The sequence below is a fragment of the Xanthomarina arctica genome (assembly GCF_014638915.1).
GTDB classification, from domain to species: domain Bacteria; phylum Bacteroidota; class Bacteroidia; order Flavobacteriales; family Flavobacteriaceae; genus Xanthomarina; species Xanthomarina arctica.
This window is the reverse complement of sequence record NZ_BMFQ01000004.1, coordinates 253,288-267,308: the sequence shown is the minus strand read 5'-3', so window position 1 is coordinate 267,308 and position 14,021 is coordinate 253,288. Positions and strand designations below refer to the sequence as shown.

12 protein-coding genes are annotated in these 14,021 nt (G+C 33.4%); 11 read left to right on the top strand and 1 reads right to left on the bottom strand.

Features of this window, described 5'->3' with window-relative positions:
* Positions 1-56: 56 nt before the first annotated feature.
* From IEV77_RS16255 to IEV77_RS16235, 5 genes are all read left to right on the top strand, one after another.
* Complete coding sequence (locus IEV77_RS16255) at positions 57-1,250, top strand: acetyl-CoA C-acyltransferase (protein ID WP_188466748.1); 1,194 nt, start codon at positions 57-59, stop codon at positions 1,248-1,250.
* 50 nt (positions 1,251-1,300) lie between these two features.
* Positions 1,301-1,624, top strand: a complete 324-nt coding sequence (locus IEV77_RS16250) for a four helix bundle protein (RefSeq protein ID WP_188467084.1) — start codon at positions 1,301-1,303, stop codon at positions 1,622-1,624.
* Positions 1,625-1,669: 45 nt separating this feature from the next.
* A complete protein-coding gene (locus IEV77_RS16245; RefSeq protein WP_188466746.1) occupies positions 1,670-3,478 on the top strand; it encodes an acyl-CoA dehydrogenase FadE in 1,809 nt (602 codons plus the stop codon).
* An 85-nt stretch (positions 3,479-3,563) separates the two neighbouring features.
* Entirely contained in the window at positions 3,564-5,204 is a 1,641-nt protein-coding gene (locus IEV77_RS16240; RefSeq protein WP_188466744.1) for a M1 family metallopeptidase, read from the top strand.
* 5 nt (positions 5,205-5,209) lie between these two features.
* Positions 5,210-5,782: a YdeI/OmpD-associated family protein gene (locus IEV77_RS16235; RefSeq protein WP_188466742.1), complete on the top strand. Its 573-nt coding sequence runs from the start codon at positions 5,210-5,212 to the stop codon at positions 5,780-5,782.
* A 1-nt stretch (position 5,783) separates the two neighbouring features.
* On the opposite strand, the gene IEV77_RS16230 is transcribed toward IEV77_RS16235, so the two are convergent.
* The gene (locus IEV77_RS16230) at positions 5,784-6,461 is read right to left on the bottom strand and encodes a Crp/Fnr family transcriptional regulator (RefSeq protein WP_188466740.1); all 678 of its coding nucleotides are present in this window, start codon (positions 6,459-6,461) and stop codon (positions 5,784-5,786) included.
* Positions 6,462-6,567: 106 nt separating this feature from the next.
* On the opposite strand from IEV77_RS16230, the gene IEV77_RS16225 reads away from it, so the two are divergent.
* The 6 genes from IEV77_RS16225 to ccoG all read left to right on the top strand — a co-directional run bounded on the left by IEV77_RS16225 (position 6,568) and on the right by ccoG (position 13,989).
* Positions 6,568-8,943, top strand: a complete 2,376-nt coding sequence (locus IEV77_RS16225) for a heavy metal translocating P-type ATPase (RefSeq protein WP_188466738.1) — start codon at positions 6,568-6,570, stop codon at positions 8,941-8,943.
* Positions 8,944-9,024: 81 nt separating this feature from the next.
* A complete protein-coding gene (gene ccoS / locus IEV77_RS16220; protein WP_188466736.1) occupies positions 9,025-9,216 on the top strand; it encodes a cbb3-type cytochrome oxidase assembly protein CcoS in 192 nt (63 codons plus the stop codon).
* Positions 9,217-9,221: 5 nt separating this feature from the next.
* The gene (gene ccoN, locus IEV77_RS16215; RefSeq protein ID WP_188466735.1) at positions 9,222-11,411 is read left to right on the top strand and encodes a cytochrome-c oxidase, cbb3-type subunit I; all 2,190 of its coding nucleotides are present in this window, start codon (positions 9,222-9,224) and stop codon (positions 11,409-11,411) included.
* 6 nt (positions 11,412-11,417) lie between these two features.
* Positions 11,418-11,603 carry a CcoQ/FixQ family Cbb3-type cytochrome c oxidase assembly chaperone gene (locus tag IEV77_RS16210; protein WP_188466733.1) on the top strand — a complete coding sequence of 62 codons (186 nt, stop codon included), beginning with the start codon at positions 11,418-11,420 and terminating at the stop codon, positions 11,601-11,603.
* Positions 11,600-12,484: a cbb3-type cytochrome c oxidase N-terminal domain-containing protein gene (locus tag IEV77_RS16205; protein ID WP_188466731.1), complete on the top strand. Its 885-nt coding sequence runs from the start codon at positions 11,600-11,602 to the stop codon at positions 12,482-12,484. Before IEV77_RS16210 ends, IEV77_RS16205 begins: the two co-directional genes overlap by 4 nt.
* 80 nt (positions 12,485-12,564) lie before the next feature.
* Entirely contained in the window at positions 12,565-13,989 is a 1,425-nt protein-coding gene (ccoG, locus tag IEV77_RS16200; RefSeq protein WP_188466729.1) for a cytochrome c oxidase accessory protein CcoG, read from the top strand.
* Positions 13,990-14,021: the final 32 nt, after the last annotated feature.

Sequence of the window (14,021 nt, the reverse complement as noted above, 5' to 3'; positions counted from 1 at the left end):
TTAAAGTCTTTTTTCTCTATTCTATATTCTCTTCTCTTAATCAAAAAACAAAAGATATGAGCAAACAAGCATATATAGTAAAAGCATACAGAACAGCAGTTGGGAAAGCTCCTAAAGGCGTGTTCCGTTTTAAAAGAACTGATGAATTGGCAGCTGAAACCATCAAACACATGATGAAAGAATTGCCTCAATTAGATGTCAAAAGAATAGACGACGTTATAGTTGGTAACGCCATGCCTGAAGGTTCACAAGGATTGAATATGGCACGATTTATTTCGTTAATTGGTTTAGATAGTGTTGATGTTCCAGGCGTAACAGTCAATCGTTTTTGTGCTTCTGGCATCGAGACCATTGGAATAGCTACAGCAAAAATTCAAGCTGGTATGGCAGATTGTATTATTGCAGGTGGAGCAGAAAGTATGAGTTCTGTACCAATGACAGGTTTTAAACCAGAATTAAATTACGATACAGTAAAAGCTGGTCACGAAAACTATTACTGGGGAATGGGAAATACGGCTGAAGCTGTTGCAAAACAATTCAACGTATCTCGTGAAGACCAAGATGAATTTGCATACAACTCTCATATGAAAGCTTTAAGAGCTCAAGCAGAGAATCGTTTTCAAGATCAAATTGTTCCAATTGAAGTAGAAGAAACTTATGTGGATGCTAACGGAAAAAAAGCAACAAAAAAATATATTGTAACTAAAGACGAAGGTCCTCGTGCTGGAACTAGCAAAGAAGCTTTAGCAAAACTAAGAGCTGTATTTGCTGCTGGCGGAAGTGTAACTGCTGGTAACTCTTCTCAAATGAGTGATGGAGCGGCGTTTGTAATGATTATGAGTGAAGACATGGTTAAAGAATTAGGACTTGAACCAATTGCTCGTTTAGTAAATTATGCTGCTGCAGGTGTTGAACCTCGTATCATGGGAATTGGACCTGTAAAGGCTATTCCAAAAGCTTTAAAATTAGCAGGTTTAAAACAAGATGATTTATCGCTTATTGAATTAAACGAAGCTTTTGCTTCACAATCTTTAGCTGTTATTCGTGAATTAAACTTAAACCCAGACATCATTAATGTGAATGGTGGAGCTATTGCACTTGGTCATCCACTTGGTTGTACAGGAGCAAAACTTTCAGTTCAATTATTTGATGAAATGCGTAAACAGAATATGGTTGGCAAATATGGCGCTGTAACCATGTGTGTTGGTACTGGACAAGGTGCTTGCGGGATATTTGAATTTCTTAAATAAGAAAAAAGATAATTGAATAGAGATAAAAGACTAATTACAGAAATTTAAAAATTTGGAAACTCGGTTTAGAGATTACAAACGATGTTTCTGATATGTTATTAGACTTTCCAAAGCACGAAAGATATGATTTAAGTTCTCAAATTATGAGATGTTCAGTTTCAATGCTAAGTAACATTGCTGAAGGTTCTCCAAGAATTGATAAACCATTTAGTCATTTTCTGGATATATCACTTGGATCTTCTTTCGAATTAGGAACTCAATTATTAGTAGCAAAACATAGACAATATATAAATAACGAATTATTAAAAAAACTTGAAGATAAAATAGAAGAATTCCAAAGAATGACTATGGGATTCCAAAATGGACTTAGTTGAGTCTATTTTCTATATTCTATTTTCTATAATCTATTTAAAAAAATAATGGAAACAACAGAAAAAGACATACTAAGAGGAGGACAATTCTTAGTGAAAGAAACAAAATGTGAAGATGTTTTTACTCCTGAAGATTTTTCAGAAGAGCAAAAAATGATGAAAGAAGCTGTCATGGAGTTTAACGACCGTGAAATAATTCCACATAAACCTAGATTCGAAGCTAAAGATTACGCGCTTACAGAAGAGGTTATGCGTAAAGCTGGGGAACTTGGGTTTTTAGGGGTCGCTGTTCCTGAAGCTTACGGTGGATTAGGAATGGGATTTGTGTCTACAGTTTTAACTTGTGACTATATCTCTTCCGGAACAGGTTCATTTAGTACGGCATTTGGTGCTCATACAGGAATTGGAACGATGCCAATTACTTTATATGGTACGGAAGAGCAGAAACAAAAATATGTTCCAAAATTAGCTACTGGTGAATGGTTTGGTTCTTATTGTTTAACAGAACCAGGAGCAGGTAGTGATGCCAATTCTGGAAAAACTACAGCGACACTATCTGAAGATGGTAAAAGCTACAAAATTAATGGTCAGAAAATGTGGATTTCAAACGCAGGTTTCTGTCATTTAATGATTGTTTTTGCACGTATTGAAAACGATAAAAACATTACTGGATTTATTGTTGAATATGATAAAGCCAATCCAAATGGAATTACTTTAGGTGAAGAAGAACACAAATTAGGTATTCGCGCCTCTTCAACTCGTCAGGTGTTTTACAGCGACACAGTTGTTCCTGTAGAAAATATGCTTGCTGGACGTGGTGAAGGTTTTAAAATTGCCATGAATGCTCTTAATGTTGGACGTATTAAACTTGCGGCAGCTTGTTTAGATTCTCAAAGACGTATTTTATCAATTGCAGTACAATATGCAAATGAACGTAAACAATTTAATACACCAATTGCAGACTTTGGTGCCATTAAGTACAAATTAGCTGAAATGGCTGCCAGTGCTTATGCTGGAGAAGCTGCAACCTATAGAGCTGCAAAAAATATTGAAGATAGAATTGCCATGCGTCAAGCTGCAGGACTCTCTCATCATGAAGCAGAGCTTAAAGGTGTTGAAGAATACGCTATAGAATGTTCTATCTTAAAAGTAGCGGTATCCGAGGATGTCCAAAACAGTGCAGACGAAGGAATCCAAATTTTTGGTGGTATGGGATTCTCTGAAGAGACGCCAATGGAAGCTGCTTGGAGAGATGCTAGAATTGCTCGTATTTACGAAGGAACAAACGAAATTAACAGAATGTTATCTGTTGGAATGCTTGTTAAAAAGGCAATGAAAGGTCATGTAGATTTATTAGGTCCTGCTTCAAAAGTTCAAGAGGAACTTATGGGAATACCATCTTTTGATACACCGGATTATTCAGAATTATTTGCTGAAGAAAAAGAAATGATTGCAAAACTTAAGAAAGTATTCTTAATGGTTGCTGGATCTGCTGTTCAAAAATTTGGACCAGATTTAGATAGTCATCAACAATTATTAATTGCAGCTTCAGATATCTTGATTGAAATATATATGGCTGAATCTGCTTTATTAAGAACTGAGAAAAACGTGAAACGTTTTGGGGAAGCGTCTCAAACTGTGCAAATTGCAATGGCTAAATTATACTTGTATAACGCTGTTTCAATTGTAGAGAAAAACGGAAAAGAAAGTATTATTTCTTTTGCTGAAGGAGACGAACAACGTATGCTACTTATGGGACTGAAACGTTTTGTAAAATATGCAAATTATCCAGATATCGTGGATTTACGTATTGCCATCGCAGAAAAAGTAAAAGCTGAAAATAAATATTGCTTTTAAAAAATAAGTTTAGTTAGAAGGAAAAAAGTCGTTTTTAATAGAAACGGCTTTTTTTATTTCCTTAATTTAGTGGAAAATTTTTTACATGAAAAATGCCTTCCCACTTTTTGCCTTTATATTCTTATTTTCGTTCACCATAAAAGGACAAGAACTCCTTACTGAAAAAAATAATTTCACCCATCAAGATACCTTAAGAGGCAGTATCACTCCAGAACGTGAATGGTGGGATTTAACTTATTATCATTTGGATATAAAAATATTACCGGAAACAAAATCTATTTCTGGTAAAAACACCGTTCAATATAAGGTCTTGAAGCCCTATTCTTTAATGCAAATTGACTTACAAGAGCCTTTAATAATCACTAAAGTCGTCCAAAATGGTGAAGAATTAGATGTTAGACATGATGGAAATGCACATTTTATTACTATAGTTGAAGAGCAACAAAAAGGAAGTATCCATTCTCTTGATGTGTATTACGAAGGAATCCCTAAAGAAGCTGTTAAGGCTCCTTGGGATGGTGGTTTTACTTGGTCTGAAGATAAAAATGGTTTCCCATTTATTGCAACTTCTTGTCAAGGTTTGGGAGCCAGTGTTTGGTGGCCAAACAAAGACCATATGTACGACGAGGTTGACAGCATGTTAATTAGCGTAAATGTTCCTAAAAACCTAACAAATATTTCCAATGGAAAGTTGAGAAGTATCGAAAAACATAATGACAATACAGTGACTTCCAATTGGTTTGTAAGCAACCCAATAAATAATTATGGTGTTAATGTAAATATTGGAGAATACGAGCATTTTTCTGAAGTGTACCAAGGCGAAAATGGACCTTTGGATATGGATTATTATGTATTACCATATAATTTAGTTCGAGCAAGAAATCACTTTAAAGATGCTCCAAGAATGATGAAAGCTTTTGAGCATTGGTTTGGACCTTATCCATTTTACGAAGATGGTTATAAATTAGTTGAAGTTCCTTATTTAGGAATGGAACACCAAAGTTCTGTAACTTATGGAAATCAATACAAAAATGGATACTTAGGTAATGATGTTTCAGGAAGTGGTTGGGGATTAAAATTCGATTTCATTATCATACATGAATCTGGACACGAATGGTTTGCAAATAATATTACCTATAAAGATATTGCAGATATGTGGATTCATGAAAGTTTCACTTCATATTCAGAAAACCTATTTGTAGATTATTACTATGGAAAAGAAGCCTCTTCAGAATACGTTATTGGAATAAGAAAAAACATTACAAACGACAGCCCTATTATTGGCCCTTACAATGTAAATAAAGAAGGTTCTGGAGACATGTACTATAAAGGTGCCAATATGTTGCATACGTTAAGACAACTTATTGATAACGATGAAAAATGGCGTGAAATGTTACGCGGTTTAAATAAAACTTTTTATCATCAAACCGTTACTACCCAACAAATTGAAAATTATTTAAGTGAACAAAGTGGTATTGATTTAACAGCATTTTTTAACCAGTATTTAAGAGATATTAAAATTCCAACTCTTGAGTATACTATTGAAAACAATCAATTAAAATACAGATGGACCAATATTGTTAAAAACTTCGATATGCCAGTTCAAGTAACCATAGACGAAAAAGAACAATGGATTTATCCAAATGCAGAATGGAAAACAATAGAAATTGAAGGAACTACATTAGAAGTAGACCCAGATTTTTATGTTGAAGTTATAAACCCATAATTACCATGTCCCTTCCTGAGTTTTACTTTAAATCGGATAAAGAATGGCGAGATTGGTTACATATAAACCATGATGTCTTTGATGGCATTCATCTTATTTTTTATAAAGTAGAACATGAAAACGAAAGTATGCGTTGGGAGGAAGCCGTAAGGGTAGCCCTTTGTTATGGTTGGATAGATTCTACAGTTAAAAGTTTAGGGAATGGAAAAAGGCGACAATATTTCACGCCTAGAAATCCAAAAAGTGTGTGGAGTGCTTTAAATAAAAAACACATTCTGGATCTTGAAAAAGCTAAATTAATGCATAAAAGTGGTTTAAATTCTATAAAAACAGCCAAACAAAATGGATCTTGGGAAGCTTTAGATGAGGTTGAGAAAGGAATTATTCCAGAAGATTTACAACTTGAATTCAACAATAATCAAGAAGCCTTTTCAAACTACTCTAACTTTGCTCCTTCTTATAGAAAAAACTATTTATATTGGTTAAATCAAGCAAAAAGAGAAACTACCAGACAAAAGCGCATTATAGAAATTATTAAATTATGTGAAGCAAATATTAAAAGTAAAGGTGCTAGATAACTTATTCAACACGTTTTAAACCTTCCATATCTTCAATTTTAATTTGTTTTCCAGAAGTAGAAATTAAACCATCTTTCTTAAATTGAGATAAAACTCTAATGGCAGACTCTGTAGCTGTACCAACCACACTTGCATAATCTTCTCTTGAAAGAACGACATTTAAAACACCCTCTTTATCAACTCCAAAACTATGATGGATATAAAGAAGTGCTTCTGCTAAACGTTGTTTTACAGATTTTTGAGCCATGTTAACAATCACGTTGTCCGACTCTTTTAAATCCAGAGCCATTTGTTTTAACATGTCCATCGAGAAATTAGAATTGTTTTTTAAGTTTCCAAAAATTTCAACTTTTGGAATAAAACAAACTTCCATATTGTTTAAGGCAACAGCGCTTAAATTTACTGCCTCATCACTAATTAAAGAGCGTTGCCCAAGTAAATCACCTTTAACAACCAATTTTACAATTTGGTCTTTTCCATTGGCACTTAATTTGGTAAGTTTGCAGATACCGTCTTTTACACAATAAACGCCATTTAGGGTTTCGCCTTCTTCGAAGATAACTTCTCCCTTCTTAATAAATTTAGAAGTTTTACACCCTGAAATGCCTAACAATTCCTCCTTAGACAAAGACTTTAAAGAACTAAATTCCCTAACAATACACTGTTCGCACTTACTCATACCAATTATATTAAGTTTTGTAAAATTAATGAAAACATGACAATTATCATGTCTATATTCTTAGTATCTTTTAACCTTTGTAACGGGTAAAAAGAGCAAATTATTTATGGAGCAAAAGTCGTGTTTCCACTGTGGAGATTCATGTGAAAGTCATGCTATTATTTTTCAAGAGAAACCTTTCTGTTGTAATGGTTGTAAAACCGTGTACGAGATTTTTTCTGAAAACGATTTAACATGTTATTACGATTTACAAAACTCTCCAGGAGCTATTCCTAAAGAAATTCAAGGGAAATACGATTTTTTAGACCAGCAGAATATTATTGATAAGCTGTTAGAATTTAATGACGACCATACTCAAATTGTTACTTTATACATTCCACACATTCACTGTAGTTCCTGTATTTGGATTTTAGAAAACCTCAACAAATTAAATCCTGGTATTTCCGCTTCCCAAGTTAATTTTGGAAAGAAAAACGTACGCATTACTTTCAATTCAACTAAATGCTCCTTAAAAGATGTGGTTTTATTGGTTAGCTCCATTGGTTATGAACCTTACATTAGTTTAGAAGACTTTAAAACAGGAAAAGACAACATAAACAGGTCATTAATTTATAAATTAGGGATTGCCGGTTTTGCTTTTGGAAACGTCATGTTTTTATCGTTCCCAGAATATTTCGAAGTTGGCGAATTCTGGTTAGAACAATACAAGCACTTGTTTCGCTGGCTCATGTTTGCATTTTCACTTCCAGTAATTTTTTATTCGGCTCAAGACTATTTTATTTCAGCCTATAAAGGACTTCGCTCAAGGATTTTAAACATTGATGTGCCAATTGCGCTTGGGGCAGCTGTTTTATTTATTAGAAGTACCGTTGAAATTATCTTCGATTATGGTTCAGGATTTTTCGACAGCTTAACCGGCTTAATATTCTTCTTATTATTAGGAAGATTTTTTCAGCAGAAAACCTATGCCTTTTTATCTTTTGAACGTGATTACAAATCGTATTTCCCAATTGCAGTTACTAAAATAACTTCCGATGGAAAGGAAACACCCATTCAAGTTTACGACATTGAAAAAGGAGACAGGTTACTTATTAGAAATGAAGAATTAATTCCTGTAGATGGCATTTTAATTAACGGAAATGCATCTATTGATTACAGTTTTGTTACTGGAGAATCTGAAACGGTTTCCAAGCAATCTGGCGATAAACTATTTGCTGGAGGGAAGCAAACATCGGGAGTTATCGAGATGGAGGTTTTAAAATCTGTAGAGCAAAGTTATTTAACGCAACTTTGGAGCAACGATGTGTTTAGTAAAAACAAAGAAGATGGTTTTACAACCTTAACCAATAAAATTAGTAAGAAATTTACCATTGCTGTTTTAAGTATTGCTTTTATTTCCACAACATATTGGTTGTTTGTTGATGCGTCTAAAGCCATTAACGTTTTTACAGCTGTTTTAATTATTGCTTGTCCTTGTGCCATTGCCCTCTCTGCTCCTTTTACCTTTGGAAACCTGCTCCGCATTTTTGGGAAGCTGAAATTTTATGTGAAAAATGCTTCCGTTATTGAACAATTAGCCGAAGTAAACACCATTATTTTCGATAAAACCGGAACTATTACCACTAATAAAAAAAGCACAGCTACTTATGATGGAGACATATTAAGTGCCTCAGAAGAAATGCTTTTAAAAAATACGCTTCGTGGCTCAAATCATCCATTAAGTAGATCTTTGTATGATATTTTAGAGGAACATAACATTATTACCTTAGATCATTTTGAAGAGCATGTAGGTAAAGGCATTGAAGCCTCACATAATAACAATAACATTAAAATTGGTTCTGCCAGTTTTGTTGGAAGCATTGCTGACTCAACTGTTTTAAACACCTCTGTTCACATTAGCACAAATAATATTTATAAAGGAAAATATACTTTTTACAATAATTACAGAACAGGATTGTCCAAACTTTTTAATAAATTGAAAAAAAATTACGATTTAGTAATTTTATCGGGAGATAATGAAGGAGAACTAGAAAATTTAAAAAAATTATTACCTTCAAAAACAAAGATGATATTTAATCAAAAACCAGATGATAAATTAGATTATATAAAATATCATCAAACAGAAGGAGCCAAAGTACTTATGATTGGTGATGGACTTAACGATGCTGGAGCATTAGCACAAAGTAATGTTGGTATTTCTATTTCTGAAAACGTGAATGTATTCTCTCCCGCTTGTGATGCTATTTTAGATGCTTCAAAATTTAATCAATTATTTATGTATATTAAGGCTTCCAAAAGTGCCATAAAAATAATTAAATGGAGTTTTGTTTTATCATTTTGTTATAATGTCATTGGCCTTTATTTTGCCGTTACTGGACAATTAGCTCCTGTAATTGCTGCCATTTTAATGCCTTTAAGTTCTATAAGTATAGTGATATTTACAACCATTGCAACAAATGTTATAGGACGAAAGTTAGAATGATTACAAATTAATTGAACATGACAATTATCATGTTTTTTAAGCAGGCTCAAATGTATTTTTGAACCCTAACTTCAATTAGGTATGAGTGTTATTTACATCTTATTAAGTATCAGTATTATAGTTGCTGTATTCTTTTTCATTGCTTTCATATTAGCAGTGAAAAGTGGACAGTTTGATGATAGTTACACACCATCTGTAAGAATGTTGTTTGAAGATGAACTAGTAAAAGAACCAAAACAATCAATAAATAAAGAACCAAAAAAGACTAATTAACTATTATGGAAGTACAACAATTCTATTACGATAATAAAATCGTAAAAAATTTCCTTTACGCTACAATCCTTTGGGGAGTCGTGGGAATGTTGGTAGGTTTATTACTAGCATTTATGTTTATATTCCCAAATATGACAAGTGGCATTTCATGGTTAAGTTTTGGTCGTTTAAGACCTTTACATACCAATGCTGTTATTTTTGCCTTTGTAGGAAATGCTATATTTGCCGGTGTTTACTATTCGACTCAACGATTACTTAAAGCTAGAATGTTTAGTGATGTTTTAAGTAAAATCAACTTTTGGGGTTGGCAATTAATTATTGTGGGAGCTGCTATTACACTTCCTTTAGGATATACCTCTTCTAAAGAATATGCCGAATTAGAATGGCCATTCGATATTGCAATAGCTGTTATTTGGGTTGTGTTCGGTGCCAATTTAATTGGAACCATGATTAAAAGAAGACAGCGTCATTTATACGTGGCACTATGGTTTTACTTAGCAACATTTGTTACAGTAGCGGTACTTCATATTTTTAATAGTTTAGAACTTCCTGTAAGTGCTTTTAAAAGTTATTCTGTTTACGCAGGTGTTCAAGACGCCTTAGTGCAATGGTGGTATGGACACAATGCGGTTGCCTTTTTCTTAACAACTCCTTTCTTAGGGTTAATGTATTATTTTGTGCCTAAAGCGGCTAACAGACCTGTTTATTCTTATAGACTTTCTATCATTCACTTCTGGTCATTAATCTTTATTTACATTTGGGCAGGACCTCACCATTTATTATATACAGCTTTACCAGAGTGGGCTCAAAATTTAGGAGTTGCATTTTCTATTATGTTATTAATGCCTTCTTGGGGTGGAATGATAAACGGCTTGTTAACCCTTCGTGGTGCTTGGGATAAAGTTCGTACAGATCCTGTTTTAAAATTTATGGTTGTAGCTATTACCGGATATGGTATGGCAACGTTTGAAGGGCCTTTATTATCCCTTAAAAACGTGAATGCTATTGGTCATTACACCGACTGGATTATTGCGCACGTTCACGTTGGAGCTTTAGCTTGGAACGGATTTTTAACCTTTGGTATGATTTATTACTTAGTACCAAAACTATTTAAAACAAAACTATATTCGATTGCATTAGCTAATGTCCATTTCTGGATTGGTACCTTAGGAATCATCATGTATGCATTACCTTTATATGTAGCTGGGTTTACTCAAGCTAGTATGTGGAAACAATTTAATCCTGATGGAACTTTAGTTTATGGTAACTTTTTAGAAACTGTTACTGAAATTATGCCAATGTACTGGATGCGTGCCATTGGTGGTACTTTATTCTTAACAGGGATGTTAATTCTAGTTTACAACGTCATTGCTACCATTAGAAATGGTAATGCGGTAACTGACGAATTAGCAGAAGCTCCAGCTTTAGAACATGTTTCTAAAAAACGTGTTGCTGGCGAAGGATGGCATACTTGGATTGAGCGTAAGCCAATTAAACTTACTATATATGCTACAATAGCAATTTTAATAGGTGGAGTTGTACAAATTGTTCCAACTATTATGATAAAATCAAATATTCCAACCATATCAAGTGTTAAACCATATACGCCTTTAGAATTAGAAGGAAGAGATATTTATATACGTGAAGGATGTGTTGGTTGTCACTCTCAAATGATTCGTCCGTTTAGAAGCGAAGTAGAACGTTATGGAGAATACTCCAAAGCTGGAGAATATGTTTACGATCATCCATTTCTTTGGGGATCCAAACGTACAGGACCAGATTTACATCGTATAGGTGGAAAATATTCAGACAACTGGCATTTAAACCACATGTACGACCCACAAAGTACGTCTTCAGGTTCTATCATGCCATCATACCAATGGTTAGTTAGAAATGAATTAGATAAATCGATTACTGAAACCAAAATGAGAGCTATGGTAACCTTAGGTGTTCCATATACAGATGAAGAAATAGAAAATGCCCAACAGCACATGTTGGAACAAGGAACTCAAATAGAGAAAAACCTTTATGCAGATCCAGATTTTGCTGAAACTTATGAAGTAGACAAACAAGCTGGTGGTGCTGATTTTATTGAAATGCGTAATCGAGAAATTGTAGCAATGATTGCTTATTTACAGAGATTAGGTACAGATATAAAAGCAACAGACATAGAAGTTATAACCACACAAAATTAATAAGTCATGTTAAAATTTGTAAAAAACTACATGGATAGCATTGCTGGAATAGAGATATATCCAATCATATCCTTACTGATATTTTTTACTTTTTTTGTTGTACTCTTTTGGTGGGTTTTCACTGCCAAAAAAGATTATATCAACGAAGTAAGTAACATCCCATTAGATAACCAAAAAGACCAAATATCATGAGAAATTTAATCCCTTCATGGGTAAGAGTACCAGTCTTATTCTTTATCATTTTCGGACTAGTAGAGTATTTTGTGAATTCAGGGAAACAACCTGCATTTATAGAGTATCCCATGGTACTTTTATTCTTAATATTAATTCTCTTTGTTATTATAGCTATTGAAGCTATAGTAAGCTCTTTAGGGAATATTCTATATCAAAGTTTAGATGAAGAAGGCAAAGCACGTTTTGATGCAAAAGTAGACAAAACACCTAAGTTCATTACATGGATACAAAACACGTATAAAAAATCTTTAGGTCAGAAGCCACTTCAAAAAGAGCACGAAATTATCCTAGATCATAGTTACGATGGTATTCGTGAATTAGATAACGATCTTCCACCTTGGTGGACCTATGCTTTTATTGCATCTATTATTTTTGCTGTTATCTACTTAGTAAGATTTGAAGTTTTTGATGGGTATACCCAATACGATGAGTTGGATACTGAATATGCAGAAGCTAAAATAGCCCTTGAGGAATACAAAAAAACAGCTAAAGATTTAGTAGATTTTAATACTGTGGAATTACTAACAAGTGCTTCCGATTTAAGTAATGGGAAAACTATTTTTGAAACCAACTGTGTTGCCTGTCATATGGCAGATGGTGGAGGCGGAATTGGACCAAACCTTACCGATGAAAATTGGATTTTAGGAGGTGGTATTAGTCATGTTTTTAAAACAGTCTCTGAAGGTGGTAGAAACGGAAAAGGTATGATTGCCTGGAAACAAAGTTTAAAACCATCAGAAATTGCTCAAGTTGCTAGTTACGTTTTACAATTTCAAGGTACAACTCCTGCTAAACCAAAAGATGCAGAAGGTGATATCTGGGTTGAAACAATCGAATAATAAATTACATATTAGAATCAAGAATTAAGACTTCATCTTCCAACCAAAGGTCTTAATTCTTGACTCTTTAATCTCAAATCATGGAAATTCCAGAAAACGAATCTTTTAGAGACTCCATTGGCACGCTAACTGAAGATGGAAAACGTGCTTGGGTGTATCCTAAAAAACCAAGTGGAAAATTTTACGAGTATCGTAAAATAGTTAGTTATGTATTATTACTATTTTTAATTGGAGCTCCCTTTATTAAAATAAATGGCAACCAATTTTTAATGTTTAATATATTAGAAAGGCGATTTAATATATTCGGATTTCCATTTTGGCCACAAGACTTTCACCTCTTTGTAATTTCAATGATTATTGGAGTTATTTTTATTGCACTATTTACTGTTAGTTTTGGTAGAATTTTCTGTGGTTGGATCTGTCCACAAACCATATTTCTAGAAATGGTTTTCAGACGTTTTGAATACTGGATTGATGGTGATAGAAACAAACAGCGAAAACTAGATAATCAGGCTTGGAATGCTGAAAAAATTAGAAAAAGACTCTTAAAATGGTCCATTTTTCTAATCATTTCATTTATAATTGCAAACGTATTTTTAGCTTATTTAATTGGAAGCGATAAACTTTTGCAATACGTAACAGAAGGTCCATTAGAACATACAGGAACCTTATTTCCTCTAATTATTTTTACCGCCGTTTTCTACTTTGTATTTGCATGGTTTAGAGAGCAAGTATGTATCATTGCCTGTCCTTATGGTAGATTACAAGGTGTTCTTTTAGATGATAAATCTATTATTGTTGCCTACGACCATAAACGTGGGGAAGGTGAAAATGGTAGAAAAAAATTCAGAAAAGATGAAGATAGAGAAGCTTTAGGACATGGAGATTGTATCGATTGTTTACAATGTGTCCATGTTTGTCCTACAGGGATAGATATTAGAAATGGTACGCAATTAGAATGTGTAAACTGTACAGCTTGTATAGACGAATGTGACCATATCATGGAAAGCATCAATTTACCTAAAGGTTTAATTAGGTATGCTAGTGAAGACGAAATAGAGAAGAAAGAAAAGTTTACAGTAACTCCTAGAATGAAGGGCTACATAGCTGTTCTAATTATATTAACAGGGGTTCTTATGGGAATGATGTCTTTAAGAAATGACGTTGAAGCTACTGTTTTAAGACTCCCTGGACAACTTTACGAACATAAGGAAGGTAATATTATCAGTAACGTTTTTACCTATAAATTAATTAACAAAACCACCAAAACTATTGAAAATGTTAGTTTTAAACTACGAAAATATAAAGGTGAAGTCATATTAGTTTCAAATTCTAATACGTTTATTGTCCCAGAACAAGGTTTAGCGGAAGGAACACTTTTTATAGAAATAGACAAAAAAGAACTGAAAGGAGATAAAAATAAATTGATGATTGAAGTTTATAGTGGAGATGAATTAATTGAAACTACAACTGTCAATTTCTTAGGACCTAGAAGTTATCATTAATACAAGTATTAGTATTCAGTAGGCAGTCTACA

What these genes read in the sequence shown, in the direction of transcription:
- IEV77_RS16255 (WP_188466748.1), top strand. Translation starts at nt 57, where the DNA reads ATGAGCAAACAAGCATATATAGTAAAAGCATACAGAACAGCAGTTGGG.
- IEV77_RS16245 (WP_188466746.1), top strand. Translation starts at nt 1,670, where the DNA reads ATGGAAACAACAGAAAAAGACATACTAAGAGGAGGACAATTCTTAGTG.
- IEV77_RS16240 (WP_188466744.1), top strand. Translation starts at nt 3,564, where the DNA reads ATGAAAAATGCCTTCCCACTTTTTGCCTTTATATTCTTATTTTCGTTC.
- IEV77_RS16235 (WP_188466742.1), top strand. Translation starts at nt 5,210, where the DNA reads ATGTCCCTTCCTGAGTTTTACTTTAAATCGGATAAAGAATGGCGAGAT.
- IEV77_RS16230 (WP_188466740.1), bottom strand. Translation starts at nt 6,461, where the DNA reads ATGAGTAAGTGCGAACAGTGTATTGTTAGGGAATTTAGTTCTTTAAAG.
- IEV77_RS16225 (WP_188466738.1), top strand. Translation starts at nt 6,568, where the DNA reads ATGGAGCAAAAGTCGTGTTTCCACTGTGGAGATTCATGTGAAAGTCAT.
- ccoS (WP_188466736.1), top strand. Translation starts at nt 9,025, where the DNA reads ATGAGTGTTATTTACATCTTATTAAGTATCAGTATTATAGTTGCTGTA.
- ccoN (WP_188466735.1), top strand. Translation starts at nt 9,222, where the DNA reads ATGGAAGTACAACAATTCTATTACGATAATAAAATCGTAAAAAATTTC.
- IEV77_RS16210 (WP_188466733.1), top strand. Translation starts at nt 11,418, where the DNA reads ATGTTAAAATTTGTAAAAAACTACATGGATAGCATTGCTGGAATAGAG.
- IEV77_RS16205 (WP_188466731.1), top strand. Translation starts at nt 11,600, where the DNA reads ATGAGAAATTTAATCCCTTCATGGGTAAGAGTACCAGTCTTATTCTTT.
- ccoG (WP_188466729.1), top strand. Translation starts at nt 12,565, where the DNA reads ATGGAAATTCCAGAAAACGAATCTTTTAGAGACTCCATTGGCACGCTA.